Below are 19,090 nucleotides of genomic sequence, written 5' to 3'. Positions count from 1 at the left end.
GTTTCTTCGAGTTTTCTTCGGGTTCCTGTCGGACATGCAGGACATGTCAGAGGCTCGGCCCCCGTCCGCGTTACGAAACCGAGAGGTTCGAGCCCTCCGCGCACCCCCGGACACGCGCCGCGCGTCCCCGAGCGGAACACGAAGGGGCCCGTGCGGCTCAACCGCACGGGCCCCTTCGTACGCCCCCACCGGGGGCGGGGGTCACCAGCCCTGCTGCTGCCCGTACCCCGGGTACTGCTGTCCGTAGCCGGGCTGCTGTCCGTACCCCGGCTGCTGCCCGTAACCCGGGTACTGCTGCTGCTCGTACCCCGGGTACTGCTGCTGTCCGTAGCCGGGCTGCTGTCCGTAACCCGCGTACGGGTCCTGCTGGGCGCCGGTCGGGTGCGGGTAGGCCTGCTGCTGGCCGGAGTGCTCCGGCTGCTGCGCCTCCTGCTTCTCCGAGCCGTCCTTCTTCTTGGCGTCCGGGTCCGGCCGGAAGATGAACATGCGGGTCGGCTTGTCCTTCTCGCCGTCCTCTCCCGGGGTGATCAGGTCCAGCCGCCAGCCGGCCTCCTCGATCCCCTCCAGGATGCGGGTCAGGCCCGGGCGCAGCTTGCTGGAGGGCTCGTCGTACGCGTTGATCTCCAGCTGGATGATGAACATCCGGCGCTTCTGCTGCGCCGCGACCTTGGCGTGTTCGACGACCGTGCTGTCCCTCACGACCTGTGTGACGCTCATGAATAACCGTACCCATCTGCTCTGTCGGAGCCGTCAGTACCCGTCGGGCTGCTACCCGGTCATCCGCGTCCAACCGTGGCGGGACTCCGCCGGGTTCCGCCACCCATGATGCCTTCTATGGGGCCATCTGGCCACAGAAGTGCCGAAGCGGCCGTTCGGAGCGGCCGCACCCGGCCTCATCCGGCGGCGGCGGCGCGGACGGCCTCGACGACGGGCGTCTCACCGTTCAGGAGGTTGAGAACCCTCCCGACCGTCCCCGGTTCGTCCAGAAGGGCGACGATCACGGCGGCCACGTCGTCCCGGGTCACCGAGTCGAGCTCCGAGTCCCCGCCCAGGGCCACCCGGCCGGTGCCGGGTTCGTCGGTGAGGCGCCCCGGGCGCAGGATCGTCCAGTCCAGCTCCAGCGACCGTTCGCGCAGGTCCGCGTCGGCGGCCCGCTTGGCCTCCACGTAGGCGGCCCACACCTCGTCGCTGCCGGGCGGGAGTGGGTTGTCCACGCCGATGGCGGAGACCTGGACCAGGCGGCGCACCCCGGCCAGCGAGGCGGCGTCCGCGGTCAGCACCGCGGCCCTGTGGTCGACGGTCTCCTTGCGGGCGGCGCCGCTGCCCGGTCCGGCGCCCGCGGCGAACACCACGGCGTCGGCATTCATGACCTTCTCGGCCAGCTCGGTGACGGTGGCCTTCTCCAGGTCGATCAGCACGGGCTCGGCGCCCGCGTCGACGACGTCCTGCGAGTGGTCGGGATTGCGGATGAGGGCGACGGGCTCGTCCCCGCGCGCGGCCAGCAGCGAGGCCAGCCGCAGCGCGATCTTCCCGTGTCCCCCGGCGATGACGATACGCATACCGGCACCCTAAACCCCGGCCCCGCCCGCCGACGGCGCGCCCGGCGGTACCCGCTCCGGGCGTGCCGGTCCGCGCACCCCGCTCCCCGCCCGGGCGCCCCGGGGCCCACCGCCCCGGGTCTCCGCGCGGGCCCTGCGCCCCGCGCGGCGCGTCCACGGGGACGCGGACGGCCCGCCCCCGCCGGGAGGGCGGGGGCGGGCCGTCGGCACCGGGCGCGTTCCGCCCTACTCCACGGTCCAGGTGTCCCCGCCCGCGAGCAGGGCCGACAGCTCCCCGTCGCCGTGTTCGGCGCGGGCGTCGGCGATCTGCTCGTTGACCAGGTCGTCGTAGACGGGTCGGCGCACGTCCCGGAAGACCCCGATCGGCACGTGCTCGAACGCCGGGCGGTCCAGCCGGGACAGCGCGAACGCGTACCCCGGGTCCTCCCGGTGCGCGTCGTGGCGGATCACCCGGTCCTCACCCGCCCCGGCCGCGTCCACCACCTCCAGGCCGCCGTACTCCCCGGAGACCACGCCCCGGCCGTCGCCCAGGAGCAGCGGCTCACCGTGCTCCAGCCGCAGTAGCCGCGTGTCCCCGGCCGCCGGGTCCTTCAGCGGCTCGAACGCGTCGTCGTTGAAGATCGGGCAGTTCTGGTACACCTCCACGAACGACGCGCCCGGATGCTCGGCCGCCGCCCGCAGCACCGACGTCAGGTGCCTGCGGTCGGAGTCGACCGACCGCGCCACGAACGTCGCCTCCGCGCCCAGCGCCAGCGACACCGGGTTGAACGGGTGGTCCAGCGAGCCCAGCGGCGACGACTTGGTGATCTTGCCCGCCTCCGACGTCGGCGAGTACTGCCCCTTGGTCAGCCCGTAGATCCGGTTGTTGAACAGCAGCACGTTGATGTTCACGTTGCGGCGCAGCGCGTGGATCAGGTGGTTGCCGCCGATCGACAGCCCGTCGCCGTCACCGGTGACCACCCACACCGACAGGTCGGGGCGGCTGGTGGCCAGGCCGGTGGCGATCGCCGGGGCGCGGCCGTGGATCGAGTGCACCCCGTAGGTGCTCAGGTAGTACGGGAACCGGGAGGAGCAGCCGATCCCCGAGACGATCACGATGTTCTCGCGCGGCACCCCCAGCTGGGGCAGGAACGACTGGAACGCGGCCAGGATCGCGTAGTCCCCGCACCCCGGGCACCAGCGCACCTCCTGGTCGGACTTGAAGTCCTTCATCTTGTAGGCGGTGTCGGTCCTGGGCACCAGCCTCAGCCCGGCGAAGCCGCCGTCCCCATGCGTGTGCTCAGCCACGGTCGATGACCTCCTGAAGCGCGCCCGCCAGCTCCTCCGCCTTGAACGGCAGGCCGCGGACCTTGTTGTAACCGATGACGTCGACCAGGAACCGCCCGCGCAGCAGCAGGGACAGCTGCCCCAGGTTGATCTCCGGGACCACCACCCGCTCGTAGCGGCCCAGCACCTCGCCCAGGTTCGCCGGGAACGGGTTGAGGTGGCGCAGGTGCGCCTGTGCCACCCGGCGCCCGGTGCGGCGCACCCGCCGCACCGCCGCGGTGATCGACCCGTAGGTACCGCCCCAGCCCAGGACCAGCACCCCGGCCTCCCCGCTCGGGTCGTCCACCTCCAGTGCGGGGAGGTCCCGGGCGATGGCGTCCACCTTGGCCTGCCGGGTGCGCACCATCAGGTCGTGGTTGGCGGGGGTGTAGGAGATGTCGCCGGTCTCGGCGTGCTTCTCGATACCGCCGATCCGGTGCTCCAGCCCGGCGGTGCCCGGCACCGCCCAGGGCCGGGCCAGGGTCCCCTCGTCGCGCAGGTACGGCAGGAACGACCCGTCCGGGCCGTTGGGCGCCGTCGCGAACCCCGGTTCGATGACCGGGAGCTCGGCCACCTCCGGCAGCCGCCACGGCTCCGAGCCGTTGGCCAGGTACCCGTCGGACAGCATGACCACCGGCGTCCGGTACGTCACGGCGATCCGCACCGCCTCCAGCGCCACCGCGAAGCAGTCCGCCGGGGAGGCCGGGGCCACCACCGGCAGCGGGGACTCCCCGTTGCGCCCGAACATCGCCATCAGCAGGTCGGTCTGCTCGGTCTTGGTGGGCATGCCGGTGCTCGGGCCGGCCCGCTGCACGTCGACGATGACCAGCGGCAGCTCCGTCATCACCGCCAGACCCACCGTCTCCTGCTTGAGGACCATGCCGGGGCCCGACGTGGTGGTCACCCCCAGCGACCCGCCGAACGCCGCCCCCAGGGCCGCGCCCACGCCCGCGATCTCGTCCTCGGCCTGGAACGTGCGCACCCCGAACGCCTTGTGCCGGGAGAGCTCGTGCAGGATGTCCGAGGCCGGGGTGATCGGGTAGGAGCCCAGGAACAGGGGCAGTCCCGAGCGCCGGGACCCGGCGATGAGCCCGTATGCGGTGGCCAGGTTCCCCGTGATGTTGCGGTAGGTTCCCGCCGGCAGCCGGGCGGGCTTGATCTCGTAGGAGACCGCGAAGTCCTCGGTGGTCTCGCCGAAGTTCCAGCCCGTCCGGAACGCGGTGAGGTTGGCCTCGAGGATGTCCGGCTTGGTGGCGAACTTCGACTTCAGGAAGGCCGTGGTGCCCTCCGTCGGGCGGTTGTACATCCACGACAGCAGGCCCAGCGCGAACATGTTCTTGGCGCGCTCGGCGTCCTTCTTGGAGATGTCCAGGTCCGCCAGGGCCTCCACGGTCATGGAGGTCAGCGGCACCGCGCTCACCTTGAACCCGTCCAGGGTCCCGTCGGTGAGCGGATCGGCGGCGAACCCGACCTTGGCCAGGGCGCGCTTGGTGAACTCGTCGGTGTTGACGATGACCGTGGCACCGCGCGGCAGGTCGGGCAGGTTCGCCTTCAGGGCCGCCGGGTTCATCGCCACCAGCACGTCGGGGGCGTCGCCCGGCGTCATGATGTCGTGGTCGGCGAAGTGCAGCTGGAAGCTGGAGACACCGGGAAGGGTCCCGGCGGGCGCACGGATCTCCGCGGGGAAGTTCGGCAGGGTCGACAGGTCGTTGCCGAACGACGCGGTCTCCTGGGTGAAGCGGTCACCGGTCAGCTGCATCCCGTCGCCGGAGTCCCCGGCGAAGCGGATGACGACGCGGTCGAGCTGTTCGATCTGTTTGGGCACTGAGATCGACGACCTCCTCGGCCGCCGGTCGTTGAGGCGGCGGCGCTCGTGAGTGTCAGCCCTCCGGCCGGGACGCACCGCTGCGGGGCGGCCCCCCGGTCCTGTGAGGGCGCGGACGGGGAGTGCGGCCCCCGTGTCCACCGGGTGCGCCAACCCTCGTGAACGCGGTGAGGCATCGGCGCGCACGGTCGCGGAGCGGAGTCCGCGGCCTCGCGCGCAGAGTGATCAGGGCCACGCTCGCACTATAGGTCGTCCCGGCGGCGGGAACCGAAGCCGGGTGGCGATTGTCACACCCGCGGCGGGGAGAAGGCGGGGCGGACGCCGCATCCGGGACCGGTGCCGGATGTGTCCGAGGGGGGAGGAGGGACGGTCGCGGCCCGGCCCGGGAACGCGGGGCCCCGATCCACACGTTCATCACCATGTACACATACAGGGACGAGAGAGCGGGGAGGTGGCGGCGTGCACGTCGGTGCGGCTCGTGCGGTCGGTCTGTTCATCGGCGTCGCGGTGGTCGTCCTCGTCGCGGGCTGGCTGTGCGCCGCCGGCAAGGGGTTCCAGTTCGCCGCCACGCTGGTGGTGTCCGCCGCGATCCTGGTCTACCTCTTCGGCGACTCGCTGGCGCTGCGCGCCATGCGGGCCCGGCCGGTGGGGGAGATCGAGCGGCCCGACCTGTACCGGGCGGTCCGGGAACTGGCCACGGCCGCCCGCCAGCCCATGCCGCGCCTGTACCTGTCGCCGATCCGCTCGCCCAACGCGTTCGCGACCGGGACCGGCCGCCGGGCGGCACTGTGCTGCACGACCGGGCTGCTGGAGACGCTGGACGAGCGCGAGCTGCGCGCGGTCATCGCGCACGAGCTGGCGCACATCAAGGCGGCGGACACCCTGGCCGGGGCGGTGACCGTCACCATCACGGGGCTCATCGCCGCGCTGAGCGCGGTCGCGTTCCTGGTGCCGCTGGGCGACTCGGAGGAGATGGACGTCCCCGAGCTGCTGGGCGGGCTGCTGGTGGCGCTGCTGGCGCCGGTCGCCTTCCTGGTGGTGCGGGCCGGGGCCGGGCGGCGCAGCGAGTTCCGGGCCGACGAGCAGGCGGCGCGGACCACCGGGGACCCGGAGGCGCTCGCCTCGGCCCTGCTCAGGCTGGACGCCGGCATGCGCGAGCACCCCCTGCCCCGGCAGCGGACACTGCTGCCCGCGGCCCACCTGATGACCACCAACCCGTTCCCCTCGGGGGCCTGGCGGCTGTTCGCCGCCCACCCGCCGACCGCGGAGCGGGTGAGGCGGCTGCGCGCGCTCCGCCGGGGCTGGGACCTGGGCTGACGCCCGCCCACGCGGGCGGTGCGGTGGGCCGCCCGCGGTCGGCCGCTCCGCGCGCCCGCGCCCGCGCCCGGTTCCGGCCCGCCGCGGCGGGCCGGCGTCCCGCGTGGCCGTGTCCGGAACCCGGAGCGCTCCCGTGCGGAAAGCACGACGGCCGCTCCGGGGAGCGGCCGTTCGGTGCGTCCCGTGCCGGACCGGGGTACCGGATCGGCGCCGGGCGGACTAGCGGTAGTTCACGAACTGGAGCGCCAGGTCGAAGTCCTTCTCCTTGATGAGGTTCTGGACCGCCTGGAGGTCGTCCTTCTTCTTGGAGCTGACGCGCAGCTCGTCGCCCTGGATCTGGGCCTTGACGCCCTTGGGGCCCTCGTCGCGGATCAGCTTCGAGATCTTCTTGGCGTCCTCGGAGGTGATGCCCTCCTTGAGGCCGATCGGCAGGCGGTACTCCTTGCCGGAGATCTTGGGCTCGTCGGCGACGTCGAGGATCTTCAGGGACAGCTTGCGCTTGACCAGCTTCTCCTTGAAGACGTCCAGGGCGGCCGAGGCGCGCTCCTCGGAGGTGCTGCGGATCTCGATCCCCTCCTCGCCCTGCCAGGAGATGGTGGTCCCGGTGCCCTTGAAGTCGAAACGCTGGGAGAGCTCCTTGCCCGTTTGGTTCAGGGCGTTGTCGACCTCCTGGCGGTCGAGTTTGGACACGACGTCGAAGCTGGATTCGGCGGCCACGTTGCTCACACCCCGTTGCTGGGTCTGTCATGGGTGGCGGGCGCCCGAGGACACCCGCCCGGTCGGTCGGAGCCCGGCCGGCGGCGGCGCGGGCACGGTCCCAGAGCTTAGTGGTGACGCGGTTCGGGGCGCTCGAAGGGCGGGCCCGGGGCACGCCGGGGAAACCGATTTCAGGTTCGGGGGGAACATCCGCTATTCTCGTTCATGCGACGCGGGGAACCGCGAAGTCGCAGCCCAGGCAGGTTGCCCGAGCGGCCAATGGGAGCGGACTGTAAATCCGTCGGCTTAGCCTTCCAAGGTTCGAATCCTTGACCTGCCACCCTGGGGAACGAGGCCCCGACACCGTCAGGTGTCGGGGCCTCGTCGTGTTCCCGGCGAGTTCGCCGCCTCCGGACGTGCGGCTGAGAGCCGGATCACACCACGGCTTCGGGGCCCGGACGAACCAGGCGTTACGGTCCGATTTCACAGGGTGAGCGGGATTCGGCCGGTCGCGGCTCCATAGCGGCAAGGACACGGGGGCGTAACGCGCCCGCTCCGGTGTGTCGGAAAAGAAGCGAAAAAAAGGATTCGCCGGACCGGCAAAAAGAATTCTCCCGACAAATTGGACAATTGCGCTCCGGGGGTTTCGGCGTTGACAAAAAACGGTGGGCGTTCGATGATTGCCACAGTCCACCGCGACACAGGTGCAAGAAGCGCCTGCGTCTTTTTCTGTCAAAACCTCGACGATTTCCGGGGGAAGTCATGATCAAGAAGATGGCCGCTGCTGGCCTGGTCGCCGGTGCCGCGATGGGCGCGCTCCTCTTCGGAGCCCCCGCGCACGCTTCGCACGGTGGTGACCAGCAGTTCAACCAGAACCTGCAGCTGGTGCCGGTTCAGTCCTGCAACCTGACCGGCAGCGTCGGCCTGGTCGCCGTCACCGTGCCCATCCTGTCGCCGCAGACCACGGGCGACTGCGTGAACGGTCCCATCGGCACCAACATCAGCTAGTTCCGGCAATCAGTCCGACTGCGTTCCTGGCTCAAATATTTTCGAAAGGTAATTCAATGCTGCGTAAGCTCGGCGTTGCCGGTCTCATCGCGGGTGCCGCTCTCGGTGCCGTTCTCTCCGCCACCCCGGCCTCGGCCTCGGGCTCCCACGGCGGGGACCAGCAGTACAACCAGAACCTGCAGGCCGTTCCGGTCCAGCTGTGCAACACCGAACTGGCCGTCGGCCTGGTCGCCGTCAACATCCCGATCCTGTCGCCGCAGACCACGGGCGACTGCGTCAACGGCCCGATCAGCACCAACATCGACTAGGGGATTCCGACATGCTGCGCAAGTTCGCCACCGCCACCGCTGTCGCCGGGATCGCCCTGGGCGCCGCGCTGTTCGCCACCCCGGCCTCGGCCTCGGGCTCCCACGGCGGGGACCAGCAGTACAACCAGAACCTGCAGGCGGTTCCGGTCCAGCTGTGCAACACCGAGCTGGCCGTCGGCCTGCTCGCCGGCGTCAACATCCCGATCCTGTCGCCGCAGACCACGGGCGACTGCATCAACGGCCCGGTCAGCACCAACATCGACTAGGAGTCACAGCCATGCTGCGCAAGCTCTCGATTGCGGGTGCGGTCGCCGGTCTCGCGCTCGGCGCGGTCCTCGCCGCGTCCCCGGCCTCCGCCTCCCACGGCGGTGACCAGCAGTTCAACCAGAACCTGCAGCTCGTGCCGGTCCAGCTGTGCAACACCGAGCTGGCGGTGGGCCTGGTCGGGGTCAACGTGCCGATCCTGTCGCCGCAGACCACGGGCGACTGCGTCAACGGTCCGGCGGGCACCAACATCAGCCACGACCGCGACCGCGACCACGACGGCGGCAACGGCTACTGACGGTCACCACCGAGTGGTGACAGCGGAGCCCGGCTCCGTTGACGGGAAAGAGCATCATCCAGAGGCCCCCCGGCGCACGCCGGGGGGCCTCGCCGCAACTCGAGGAGGGGCCAATGCGGGGCATCGGACCGACGGTCGCCGTGGCGGTGATCACGGCGGCGGTCGCCGGATGCGGGAGCGACCGGGCGGAGGCACCGGGGGAGGGGGCGGCCCCGAGCGCGTCCCCGGAGGGGCCGGCGGCGCAGGCGTCGCCGGGCGACGCCGAGGTGTACGTCCTCAACCGGTACGGGGACGAGAACGGGTTCGACGACCTCAGGCCGACCGAGTACGTCGCCACCGAGTTCACGACCTTCTCCGGCATGGAGTGGGACGAGTGGGCGCAGGAGCGGGCGCGGGGGGAGGGGGACCTCCTCGGCACCTGGTGCATGGACCAGGGGTGCCAGAACGACCCGTACGAGGTGGAGGTCGAGCTGGGCGACCCGGTCGAGGTCGACGGGACCGGCTACTTCACCACGTACACGATCACCGAGTACGACGACGACATGACGGCCGAGGTGCGCCGGGCGCTGGAGGAGGCCGACGGCGGTCGGCTCGCGTACCCGTCGGGAGAGTGACCGGGACCACCCGGACCGGAGCGCCGCGAGAATGATGCCAAAGTTCCTGAAACGGTCGTAATCGCAGGTCAGACGTCCTGTTACGGGGGGTCTAAGGCGGAGAACCCGACGTGCGCCGTCCGGGAGGTCTCTACCCTGCTGAGGTGTGGGACTCAACCAGTGGGCGGATGACCGCGCGGACGACGAACGAAGCGGTGGCGAGCGGCCGGCGCCACGCCACGGCCGCGCCGCTCTGCTGCGCCTGGCCTCGTGGTTCGAGGCGGCGGAGCCGGAGCGGGCCGAGGAGCTGGCCGCTGCCGCCTACGCCCTGTACCCGGCCCGCCACCTGAAGGGGCGGGTCGACGAGAGCATCGCCGCCACCACCGGGTGGTGGCAGGCCGAGCCCGACCGCAGCACGGTCACCGAGCGGCCGGGGACCCGGCTGCCGGAGCCGGTCCGCGACCACCGCGCGCAGCAGGCCCGGCTGCGCGACGCCGCCGAGTCCTCCGCCCACTGGCGGCGCACCGGCGCGGCCCAGGTCCGCGCCCTGCTCGCCCGGCCCACCGGGCCGCGCGCCCGCCTGGACCTGTCCGGTGCGGGCATGGAGGTGCTCATGGAGCTCCTCACCGCCGCGCTCGGCTCCGGGGACGCGAGCCGCAGGCCCGCCTCCGCGGGCGACCTGGAGTTCGCCCTGCGGCTGCACGTGGTCCCCGCCCCGGGGTCGGAGGTGGTGGTCCAGGGCGAGGGCGGAGAGCTGACCCTCGAGGGACTGCGCCTGTGCGTCACCCCCTACGAACAGCACGAACTCCCCCCGGAGCTCCTGGCGTCCCCGGCGGTGCCCCCGGCGTCCCCGGCGAGACCCGCAGGACCTCCGGCGGAACCCGGGGGACCCCCGGCACCCGCGGCCGGGACCGGGGCCTCCCCGGCACCCGTGTCCGGTGACGACACCCCCACACCGCCCGGAGGGCTTCCCCTCCTCGTCCCGGACGCCGGCGCCCCGACCCCGCCCCAGGGCGTCCCCACCCTCCAGGACACCCCGGACCTCCACGCCGCGGGGGCCCGGCAGGCCGCCCCGGCCGCCTCCCCGGACGCCACGGTCCCTGCGGCTCCGGCGTCCCGGGGCGCTCACGCACCCCCGGCGGCTTCCCCGGCCCCGCCCGCTCCCGCGGGTCCGGCCACTCCCACAGGCCCTCCCGCCCTCCCGGGCCCCGCAGGCTCTGCGCTCCCGGTCGCCCCCACCGTCCCGGTCGCCCCCACCGCCCCGGCGGGCCCGGCCGCCCCCGCACCCACCCCGGACCGCTCCGGCGCCGCCGCCCCGGCGGCCCCGGGCGGCGGCGACGGACGGGGGAGCCGCCCCGAGGCGCGGGGCTGGCACGGGACGGCCCCCGGTCCGGCGCCGTACCGGGCGCGCCCCGGCGGCGCGGACACCCCGGCCTTCGGCGCGGCCGCGGCGACCGGGGGCTCGGCGGCGTACCCCGGCGGCCCGGGCGCCCCCGCCGAGGACACCGGCCGGCCGCGGGCGGCGACGCCGCCCGGCGGGGCGTCGGTGGAGCCGACGACCGCCGCGATACCCGTGGTCGGCGCCGCAGAAGACGACGCCGACGACACCGACGACCGGAACACGGGCCCGATCGACCTCGGCCGCGAACGGCCGTGGACCCGGACGTGGGGGTGATGAAGACGGACATCCACAGCGAGGACACCGCGCTCATCGGCGAGCGACAGGCCGCCGCGCGCGCCCTCATGGCGCACCCCCTGCTCACCGGGCGCACCCACCCGGCGGAGTTCTCCCTCGTCCGCTCGCACGCGGAATGGCTCACCCAGCGCTTCCACCGGGTCCTGGGCTACCGCCTGACCATCGCCGACGACCACGCCCGGCTGGTCAAGCGGGGCCCCTGGGCGCCCGCGCCCATGGTGCGCCCCACCGGCGCGCCCTTCACCCCGCGCACCCACACCTACCTGGCGCTGGCCCTGGCGGTGCTGGTCGAGGACACCGGCCCCCTCGGCGTCCGGGAACTGTCCGGACTGGTCCGCGAGGCCGCCTACGAGGCGGGCATCGACGCCGACCCCGGCCGCGGACTGGGCGAGCGCCGCGCCTACTGCGCCGCACTGGAGTTCCTGGCCGGCCTGGGCGCCCTCACCGAGGAGGAGGGCGGCATCGCCGACCACCGCGCCGACGCCCTGGCCGACTCCCGCCTGGTCCCGCACACCCGCATCGTCCGCTCGGTCGCCGCGCACCTGCCCCGTGCCTCCGACGACCCCGACTCCTTCCTCGCCGCGGCCGCGGAGGTCGATCCCGACGGCGACAACCAGGGCGAGCTCGCCCTGCGCCGCCTGCTGGCCGAGACCGCCGTCGTCCACCGCGAGGACCTCCCCGACCGGCAGCGCGACCGGCTCGCCGCCCACCAGTGGCGGGCCGCAGCGGCCCTGACCAACCTGTTGGGCTGCGACGTGGAGGTCCGTGCCGAGGGCGTCGCCCTCGTCATGCCCGACGAGGCCGACGGCTTCCCCTCCGACGACCCCGTCGGCCAGGTGGCGCTGTCACTGGTCCGGCACCTCTCCGGCCGCCTGAACCCCGGCCGCCCCGCCACCTCCGTGCATGTTCCGGACCGGGAGCTGGACGCCGCCCTGGCGGAGTTCTGCGGGCCGCACGCCCCCGAACGCGCCGAGTGGTCCCGCACCGCGGGCCCCGAGATCCCCGACCCCGACCGGCTGCGCGCCCTGGTGCTGGAGCTGCTGTCCGGGCTGGGCCTGCTCCGCGGTGCCCCCGGCGCCCGGCGGCTCACCGCGGCGGCCGCCCGCTACGGGGCCGAAGCGGATGATCGCGTCCCCCGAATCCAGGACAATGACCATGACAGCCGGACACAACCCGCCCGAACGGGCGGTTCCGGTCAGGAAGAAGACACCCCCGACCCCCGGAACGACCTGAATCGGGTGGCGTCCGTGCTGCAAGCGGTGGCGAACGAGAAGGTGAGCGCGACCAGTGGTGACCCAGGTGACCCAGGAGACGACGGCGACGGCTGACCCCGCCGCCACCCCCCGCTACCGGCTCGAACGCGCGGGAATCCGCAACGTCTGGCAGTACGACGACCACGTCCTCGACTTCGCCGAGGGCCGACTGCTGCTGCGCGGCCGCAACGGCGCGGGCAAGTCCAAGGCGCTGGAGATGCTCCTGCCCTTCCTGCTGGACGGCGACACCCGCCGCCTGGACACCACCGGCACCAACCGCACCAGCCTGCGCTGGCTCATGGCCGAGGACCCGCGTGCGGGGCACCTGCCCGACCCGGAGGACACCGGGCCCGACCTGCTCGGAGGCCCCCGGGAGCCCGCCGAGGAGGAGGCCCCGGACGAGCCGGGGGAGGACGGGGACGGCGCCCCCGTCATCCGCCTGGGCTACCTGTGGGTGGAGTTCACCACCACCCGCGGCGACCGCGGCCTGGACGGCGCGGCCCGCGGCGCCGCCACCGCCTCCGCCCTGCTGGCCGCCGCGGCCGCCCCCGGACCGGACACGGAGGACGACGCGGCCGCCCCGCCCCGCCACCTCACCCTGGGCGCCGCCGTCATGGCCGTGGGCGACGCCGACCCGCGCTGCGTCTTCTTCGTCACCGACCGCCGGGTCGGCCACGACCTCGACCTCGTCGTCGACGGCCGCCCCAAACCGGTCGACCGCCTGCGCTCGGAGATCGGCGCCGACAACTGCTACACCTCGGCCGTCCCCTACCGGGCCCGGGTGATGCGCGACCTGTTCGGCATCGACGACTCCGTCCGCTACCGCAACCTCATCCACCTGCTCTACCGGCTGCGCCGCCCCACCATCGGCGACCGCCTGGAGGCCGGCGAGCTCGTCGGCGTGCTCTCCGAGGCGCTGCCCCCCATGGACGAGTCCGTCCTGGACGAGGTCGCCCGCAACATCGCCGACCTGGAGCAGGCCCGCGCCGACAAGGACGCCCTCACCGCCGCGGGCGACGGCGTGTCCGCCTTCCTGGACGACTACCGCGCCTACCTGGTGGGCGCCCTGCGCGCCCGCGTCGCCGAGGTCCGCGAGCAACTGGACGCCTGCACCCGCCGCACGGCCGAGACCGACCGGCTGCGCGCCGAACTCGACGAACTCGTCACCGCGGAGAGCCGCATCGCGGAGGAACGCGACCAGGTCCGCCGCACCCGCGACACCGCCGCCGCGGACGAGGGCACCCTCGACGGGGCCCGGGGCGCCGCCGGGGCGGCCGCCGCGGGCGAGCGCCGCGCCCTGGACGCCGCGGTCGGCGCCTACATCCGCGCCGCCGAGGCCTCCTGGGTCGCCGCCGAGCACGCCGAACGCGTCGAGCGCGCCGCCATCGACCTGCTCGGCGAGGACACCGACTCCCTCGGGCGCGCCCTGGACTCCCTGCGCCAGACCCACGCCGAGGCGGTCCGCGCCGCCACCGCCTCCGGTCTGGACCCCGAACTCCTGGGAGCCGTCCCCGACACCACCGCCATCGTCCACACCCCCCGCGAGAGCACCACCCGCGTGGACCTCCAGGGGCTGGAGCAGGCCGTCGAGCGCGACCCGGTCGACGGCATCGACCTCGACGCCCTGCGCGAACACCTGGGACGCCTGCACGACCACCTCAGCGACACCGCCGAGCGCGCCACCGAACGCGCCGACCAGGCCGCCCGGCTGACCGGCCTCACCACCGCAGAGGCCGCCGCCGACCGCCGGCTGGTCGCCCTCACCAGCGAGGCCGAGAGCGCCGACGCCGCGCTGGAGCACGCCCACACCCGCGAGCAGAACGCCATCGACGACCTGCGCGCGCGCAGCGCCGACTACGCCGACGGCGTCCGCGCCTGGGCCGCACGGCTGCGCGACTCCAGCCACGCACACGCCCTGGGCGAGGCCGTCCACGAGCTGGAGGGCAGCGTCGAGCTGCCCATCACCGACTCCCTGCGCGTCCTGGACGCCTCCGTCCCCGCCACCGTCTCCCGACTGGCCCACGCCGCCGTCGACCCCCTGCTGGAGGAGCTGCGGGCCCGCCGCGACGTCGCCGTCGGCGAGGAGGGCCGACTCGCCGACGAGCTCGCCGAACTCGCCGACCGCCGCGCCCGCGGCGACGAACACGCCCCGGACCGGCCGGCCTGGGCCACCTACCCGCGCCCGGACTCCGACGGGGTCCCCCTCTACCTCGCCGTGGACTTCGCCGACGGCCTCTCCGCCCGCGAGCAGGCGGGCCTGGAGGCGGCCCTGGAGGCCTGCGGACTGCTCGCCGGATGGATCCGCGCCGACGGCGGCCTCTACGACCCGGCCACCCGGGACCTGATGCTCACCCCGGCCCGCCCGGCCAAGGGCCGCACCCTCCTGGACGTGCTCGTACCGGTGGCCGTCCCGGACCGGGGCGTGGGCCACGACTCGCTGCGCGCCCTGCTCTCCTCCATCGCCCTGCTCCCGGAGGCCGGCGCCGCCGCGGGCTCCCCCGAGGGCGGTGAGGCCAAGCACCGCCGCGACGACTCCGTCGCCACCGTCAGCGCCGTGTCCCTGTCCGGGTCCTGGCGGCTCGGCGTCGCCTCCGGCGCCCACTTCAAGAGCGAGCCCGAGTACATCGGCGAGGCCGCCCGCAAACGCGCCCGCGACCGCCGGTCCGCCAACGCCGACCGCCGCATCGCCATCGCCGAGGCCCTGCTCGCCGAGGCGGGGGAGCGGCGCTGGGGACTGGAGAACTCCTACGCCGAACTCCTGGAGGTCGCCCGCGACCTGCCCGACCCGGCCCCGCTCATCCGCGCCTGGGCGGCCCTGGACATCTCCCGCGCCGACACCGCCGCCGCCCGCCGCGCCCACGACACCGCCCGGGGCGCCGCCGACGCCGCCCGCACCGAGCTCCTGGACCTCCGGGCCCGGCTGCGCGCCGCCGCCGACGAGCACGCCCTGTCCACGGTCCGCGCCGACCTCGACAGCTCCCTGCGCGCCCTGGACCACCTGCGCGTCCTCATCGCCTCGGAACTGCGCGACCTGGAGGTCCTGGCCTGGTCCCTGGCGGACCACGAACGCCACATCGCGGCCTGGCGGGGCGCCCGCGCCGACCGCATCCTCGCCGAGGACGTGCGCGCCGCCGCCATCGACGACATGATCACGGTCCGCCGCCAGATCGAGCTGGGCGACCGCGCCAGGGGCGTCCCCGACGACCAGCTCGACACCGCCCGCGCCCAGGTCCGCGAGCGCGCCGAGGCCGCCGCCCGCCGCCTGCCCGAGCTGGAGCGCGCGGCCCAGCGCGCCCGCGACGAGCGGGTCGGCGCCGAGGCCCGCCTGGACGCCGCCACCACCGAGCGCGCCGAACAGGTCCGCCGCGCCCTGGCCGCCGGGGACCGCCTCACCGCAGCCCTGGCCCTGCGGGGCGAGGGCGCCGACCCGGACCGCCCGGACGCCGTCCTGCTGGGCGCGGCCGGCCTGGCCGCCCGCGCCGGCGCCGACTCCCCGCTGGCCGCCCTCCTGCTCGCCCGCCCGGGCACCGCGACCGACCCGGCCGCCACCGCGCCCGACACCCGCCTGGAACTCCTGCGGGACTGCGTCGCCGACCTGGAGGAGGGCCTTGCCGAACAGGGCGGGCTCCCCGAGGTCGACGACAGCGCCATCCTGGGCAGCCGCGAGGAGCTGCACCGGCTGCTCACCTCCGTCGGCTGGGCCCAGACCCGCACCGAGATCACCGAGCCGCGCGGCCTCAAGCGCCTCACCGTCCACGACGAGGAGGGCGCCCACGACATCACCGCCTACGCCGAGCGCGTCGCCGCCTCCGTCGCCGGGGCGGCCGAGACCGTCGCCATCGCCGAGGAGGAGGCCTTCGAGCGCCACCTGCTGGGCGAGCTGGCCGGGCACCTGGCCCGCCAGATCGACGAGGCCCGCGCGCTCATCGAGACCATGAACGACGTCCTCAAGGACGTCACCACCTCCGCGGGGCTGGGCGTGCGCCTGGACTGGCGGCTGGCCCCGGACGCCGGAGCCGACATCGAGGCCGTGGTCCCGCTGCTGGCCACCCCCGCGGAGGAGCGCACCCGCGTCCAGACCACCCGCCTGCGCGACGCCCTGCGCCGCTGCATCGAGGCCATCCGCCGCCTGGACCCCACCGCCACCGGGGGCGCCCAGCTGCGGGCCGCCCTCGACTACCGCTCCTGGTTCACCTTCACGGTCTATGTGACCGACGCCACCGGGGACGAGCGCCGCCTCGGCCACCGCACCGCCCTCAGCCAGGGCGAGCAGCGCGTCGTCGCCTACCTGGTGCTGTTCGCCGCGGCCGCCGCGCACTTCGACGCCCTGGCCGCCCGGGCGCCCTGGGCGCCGCGCCTCATCCTCCTCGACGACGCCTTCGCCAAGGTCGACGAGCCCACGCACGGCCGCCTGCTGGGCCTGCTCGTGGAACTCGACCTGGACTTCGTCCTCACCTCCGAACGCGTCTGGGGGTGCTTCGCCAGCGTGCCGAGCCTCAACATCTACGAGTGCCTGCGCGACCCCAACGTGCCCGGCATCGCCACCCTCCACTTCACCTGGGACGGGAGCCGCCGCCGCCTCGTCGGGGTCTGACCCGTGCCGGCTCCGAGCCTCCGCCGCGGCCCGCCGCCGCCCCGGAGGACGGCCCGCGGCCGCGGGCCTTCTCCCGAAGCCGTCCCCGCAGGGGCCTCCGGGCCCCGACGGCGCCTCGCGGACCCCCGCTCCGCACCGCTCGGGCCACCGGGTACCGACCTTTACGGGCTGTTCTCATGCGGGCTGTCCTAGTCTGCTTGTGCAGGAACGACGACAGAGTGGGGTACGACAATGACCCGGGTGCCCGAGGGGATCGAGACCGGCGACCACACCGCGGCCGCCACCGGAGACGACCCCACCGCAGCGGTCCTCCTGGACGCGCTGGCGCGCTCGGGGCTGCCCCGCGGGGTCCACTCCTGGGTCACCGCCGCACTGTGGGGCGACGAGGCGCTGGAGGCCCGCGCCCAGGGCCTGACCGTGCCCGAGCCCCCGCCGCGAGCCGCGACCCCGCAGGCCCCGGGCCGGGTCCGCCGCGCCTACCTCACCCGCATCCGGGTCCAGGGCTTCCGCGGCATCGGCCGCCCCGCCGAGCTGACCTTCCCGCCGGGACCGGGGCTGACCGTCATCGTCGGCCGCAACGGCTCGGGCAAGTCGAGCTTCGCCGAGTCCGCCGAGGCCGCCCTCACCGGCCGCAACCCCCGCTGGGACGCCATGCCCACCGGCTGGCGGGACGGCTGGCGCAACCTGCACTACGACGAGAGCACCGAGGCGACCGTCGACATCCTCATCGCGGGCGACGACGCCCCCACCCGGATCAGCCGCCGCTGGACCGGGGAGAGCGTCCGCTCCGCGCGGGGCGAGATCGTCCGCCCGGACGGCACCACCGCCCCGCTGCGCACCCTCGACTGGGGCGAGGACCTCATCCGGTACCGGCCCTTCCTGTCCTACGACGAGCTGGGCCGCACCGTCACCGGCCGCTCGGCGGAGCTGTACGACACGCTCACGGCCCTGCTGGGCCTCACCGGCCTTGCCGAGGCCGAGCGCCGGCTGGCGCGCTTCTGCGACTCCCTGGCCAAGCGCCGCGACCGCCCCTCGCGCGAGCTGCCCCGCCTCCTGGACGCGCTGCGCGCCTGCGACGACCCCCGCGCCGTCCGCGCCGTGGAGCTCCTCACCGGGCCGGGCCTGGACCTGGAGGCCCTGCGCCGCCTGGCCGAGGACGACGGGCCCAGCGACCCCGCCCTGCACGTGGTCATGCGCCGCCTGCGCCGCCTGTCGGTGCCCGAGCGCGTGGTGATGACCGACGTCGTCAACGAGCTGCGCGGCGCCTCCATGGAGCTGGCCATGGCGGCCGGGAACAAGGGCGACCACGCCTACGGGGTGGTGCGCCTGCTGGAGGAGGCCATCGAGCACCACCAGCGGCACCCGGGCGAGACCACCTGCCCGACCTGCGACACCCCCGGAGCCCTGGGCTCCGACTGGGTCCGCCGGGCCCAGGCCCGCCTGCGCGTCCTGCGGCAGCAGGCCGCCCCGGCGGCGGCCGCCCACGAGCGCGCCGAGGCCGCCCGCGACCAGGCCAGGTTCCTCCTGGCGCCCGCCCCCTCCTGGCTGCCGCCCGACAGCGAGCTGGGGCGGGTGTGGTCGCTGTGGGAGTCGGGGTCCACGATCACCGACCTGGGAGAGCTGGCCGACCACATCGAGACCGTGGGCAAGAGCCTGCGCGCCGCCGCGGTCAGCGCCCGCCGTGACGCCTCCGACCGGCTGGAGGACCCCACCGGCGGCTGGGCCGACGAGGCCGAGCGGCTGGCCTCCTGGCTCGACGGCGCCAAGGACGCCCTGGGCGCCCGCGAGACCCTCGTCGAGGCCGAGGCGGCGCTCACCTGGCTCTCGGAGCAGGCCCGCATGCTCAGGGACGAGCGCCTGGGCCCGGTGGCCGGCCAGGCCGAGCAGGTGTGGTTCCGGCTCCGCCAGGAGCGCCACATCGACCTGCGGGGCATGCGCCTGATCGGGCGCGGTGCGCGCCGCCGCGTCGAGGTGGACGTCACCGTCGACGGGGTCGGCGACCAGACGAGCGCGCCGGGGCTGCTCAGCCAGGGCGAGTTCCAGGCCCTGGCGCTGTCCATCTGCCTGCCGCGCACCCTGGTCGACGGCAACCCCTTCGGGTTCCTGGTGCTGGACGACCCGGTCCAGGCGATGGACACCGAGACCGTGGAGGGGCTGTCCGCCGTCCTGGCGGAGGTGGGCCGCCACCGCCAGCTGGTGGTGTTCACGCACGACACCCGTCTGCCCGACGCGCTGCGCCGGCTGGGGCTGCCCGCCACCATCCGCACCATCAACCGGGACGCCATGTCCAACGTGTGGGTCTCCGACGGCCCCGAGCAGTACTGAGCGGGCGCGGCGCGCGTCACACCGGGGGCTTTCCCGGACCGTCGGCGCG

At 74.4% G+C, this 19,090-nt stretch carries 15 protein-coding genes and 1 tRNA gene; 11 read left to right on the top strand and 5 right to left on the bottom strand.

What is annotated here, in order from left to right; all coding sequences use genetic code 11:
• Nucleotides 1-201: 201 nt before the first annotated feature.
• The 4 genes from ACSUPR_RS12940 to ACSUPR_RS12925 form a co-directional block, all read right to left on the bottom strand.
• On the bottom strand, nt 202-717 hold the full coding sequence (locus ACSUPR_RS12940; RefSeq protein WP_436891539.1) for a hypothetical protein: 516 nt from the start codon (nt 715-717) through the stop codon (nt 202-204).
• 176 nt (nt 718-893) lie between these two features.
• Nucleotides 894-1,559 carry an SDR family oxidoreductase gene (locus ACSUPR_RS12935; RefSeq protein WP_436891538.1) on the bottom strand — a complete coding sequence of 222 codons (666 nt, stop codon included), beginning with the start codon at nt 1,557-1,559 and terminating at the stop codon, nt 894-896.
• A 225-nt stretch (nt 1,560-1,784) separates the two neighbouring features.
• Entirely contained in the window at nt 1,785-2,771 is a 987-nt protein-coding gene (locus tag ACSUPR_RS12930) for a 2-oxoacid:ferredoxin oxidoreductase subunit beta (RefSeq protein WP_436891991.1), read from the bottom strand.
• A gap of 67 nt (nt 2,772-2,838) precedes the next feature.
• Nucleotides 2,839-4,689: a 2-oxoacid:acceptor oxidoreductase subunit alpha gene (locus ACSUPR_RS12925; protein WP_436891537.1), complete on the bottom strand. Its 1,851-nt coding sequence runs from the start codon at nt 4,687-4,689 to the stop codon at nt 2,839-2,841.
• 459 nt (nt 4,690-5,148) lie between these two features.
• Here ACSUPR_RS12925 and ACSUPR_RS12920 point away from each other — a divergent pair, with 459 nt between their 5' ends.
• Nucleotides 5,149-6,006 carry a M48 family metalloprotease gene (locus ACSUPR_RS12920; protein ID WP_436891536.1) on the top strand — a complete coding sequence of 286 codons (858 nt, stop codon included), beginning with the start codon at nt 5,149-5,151 and terminating at the stop codon, nt 6,004-6,006.
• A 219-nt stretch (nt 6,007-6,225) separates the two neighbouring features.
• Here ACSUPR_RS12920 and ACSUPR_RS12915 read toward each other — a convergent pair whose 3' ends face one another.
• Entirely contained in the window at nt 6,226-6,723 is a 498-nt protein-coding gene (locus tag ACSUPR_RS12915; RefSeq protein ID WP_436891990.1) for a YajQ family cyclic di-GMP-binding protein, read from the bottom strand.
• A 237-nt stretch (nt 6,724-6,960) separates the two neighbouring features.
• Between ACSUPR_RS12915 and ACSUPR_RS12910 the strand changes: the two genes are divergently transcribed.
• From ACSUPR_RS12910 to ACSUPR_RS12865, 10 genes are all read left to right on the top strand, one after another.
• Nucleotides 6,961-7,042, top strand: a tRNA-Tyr gene (locus ACSUPR_RS12910).
• 422 nt (nt 7,043-7,464) lie between these two features.
• On the top strand, nt 7,465-7,710 hold the full coding sequence (locus ACSUPR_RS12905; protein ID WP_073382231.1) for a hypothetical protein: 246 nt from the start codon (nt 7,465-7,467) through the stop codon (nt 7,708-7,710).
• Between the two features lie 56 nt (nt 7,711-7,766).
• The gene (locus ACSUPR_RS12900) at nt 7,767-8,018 is read left to right on the top strand and encodes a hypothetical protein (protein WP_436891535.1); all 252 of its coding nucleotides are present in this window, start codon (nt 7,767-7,769) and stop codon (nt 8,016-8,018) included.
• An 11-nt stretch (nt 8,019-8,029) separates the two neighbouring features.
• Nucleotides 8,030-8,284 carry a hypothetical protein gene (locus ACSUPR_RS12895; RefSeq protein ID WP_436891534.1) on the top strand — a complete coding sequence of 85 codons (255 nt, stop codon included), beginning with the start codon at nt 8,030-8,032 and terminating at the stop codon, nt 8,282-8,284.
• An 11-nt stretch (nt 8,285-8,295) separates the two neighbouring features.
• Nucleotides 8,296-8,580, top strand: a complete 285-nt coding sequence (locus ACSUPR_RS12890; protein ID WP_436891533.1) for a hypothetical protein — start codon at nt 8,296-8,298, stop codon at nt 8,578-8,580.
• Nucleotides 8,581-8,693: 113 nt separating this feature from the next.
• Entirely contained in the window at nt 8,694-9,194 is a 501-nt protein-coding gene (locus tag ACSUPR_RS12885) for a hypothetical protein (RefSeq protein WP_436891532.1), read from the top strand.
• Nucleotides 9,195-9,339: 145 nt separating this feature from the next.
• Nucleotides 9,340-10,848 (top strand): DUF2397 family protein, encoded by a 1,509-nt coding sequence (locus ACSUPR_RS12880; protein ID WP_436891531.1) that lies wholly within the window; start codon nt 9,340-9,342, stop codon nt 10,846-10,848.
• Nucleotides 10,848-12,197, top strand: a complete 1,350-nt coding sequence (locus tag ACSUPR_RS12875) for a TIGR02678 family protein (protein ID WP_436891530.1) — start codon at nt 10,848-10,850, stop codon at nt 12,195-12,197. The genes ACSUPR_RS12880 and ACSUPR_RS12875 overlap by 1 nt, the downstream gene beginning before the upstream one ends.
• Nucleotides 12,157-16,716 (top strand): TIGR02680 family protein, encoded by a 4,560-nt coding sequence (locus ACSUPR_RS12870; RefSeq protein ID WP_436891529.1) that lies wholly within the window; start codon nt 12,157-12,159, stop codon nt 16,714-16,716. Before ACSUPR_RS12875 ends, ACSUPR_RS12870 begins: the two co-directional genes overlap by 41 nt.
• A 231-nt stretch (nt 16,717-16,947) precedes the next feature.
• A complete protein-coding gene (locus ACSUPR_RS12865; protein WP_436891528.1) occupies nt 16,948-19,041 on the top strand; it encodes an AAA family ATPase in 2,094 nt (697 codons plus the stop codon).
• The last annotated feature ends 49 nt before the right edge of the window (nt 19,042-19,090 follow it).

Origin of the sequence: Nocardiopsis dassonvillei, from assembly GCF_964273065.1 — a bacterium.
Lineage (GTDB): Bacteria > Actinomycetota > Actinomycetes > Streptosporangiales > Streptosporangiaceae > Nocardiopsis > Nocardiopsis dassonvillei_B.
Note: the sequence above shows the minus strand (reverse complement) of the source record. Positions and strands in the feature narration are given on the sequence as shown.

What these genes read in the sequence shown, in the direction of transcription:
- ACSUPR_RS12940 (WP_436891539.1), bottom strand. Translation starts at nt 717, where the DNA reads ATGAGCGTCACACAGGTCGTGAGGGACAGCACGGTCGTCGAACACGCC.
- ACSUPR_RS12935 (WP_436891538.1), bottom strand. Translation starts at nt 1,559, where the DNA reads ATGCGTATCGTCATCGCCGGGGGACACGGGAAGATCGCGCTGCGGCTG.
- ACSUPR_RS12930 (WP_436891991.1), bottom strand. Translation starts at nt 2,771, where the DNA reads ATGAAGGACTTCAAGTCCGACCAGGAGGTGCGCTGGTGCCCGGGGTGC.
- ACSUPR_RS12905 (WP_073382231.1), top strand. Translation starts at nt 7,465, where the DNA reads ATGATCAAGAAGATGGCCGCTGCTGGCCTGGTCGCCGGTGCCGCGATG.
- ACSUPR_RS12900 (WP_436891535.1), top strand. Translation starts at nt 7,767, where the DNA reads ATGCTGCGTAAGCTCGGCGTTGCCGGTCTCATCGCGGGTGCCGCTCTC.
- ACSUPR_RS12895 (WP_436891534.1), top strand. Translation starts at nt 8,030, where the DNA reads ATGCTGCGCAAGTTCGCCACCGCCACCGCTGTCGCCGGGATCGCCCTG.
- ACSUPR_RS12890 (WP_436891533.1), top strand. Translation starts at nt 8,296, where the DNA reads ATGCTGCGCAAGCTCTCGATTGCGGGTGCGGTCGCCGGTCTCGCGCTC.
- ACSUPR_RS12885 (WP_436891532.1), top strand. Translation starts at nt 8,694, where the DNA reads ATGCGGGGCATCGGACCGACGGTCGCCGTGGCGGTGATCACGGCGGCG.
- ACSUPR_RS12875 (WP_436891530.1), top strand. Translation starts at nt 10,848, where the DNA reads ATGAAGACGGACATCCACAGCGAGGACACCGCGCTCATCGGCGAGCGA.
- ACSUPR_RS12865 (WP_436891528.1), top strand. Translation starts at nt 16,948, where the DNA reads ATGACCCGGGTGCCCGAGGGGATCGAGACCGGCGACCACACCGCGGCC.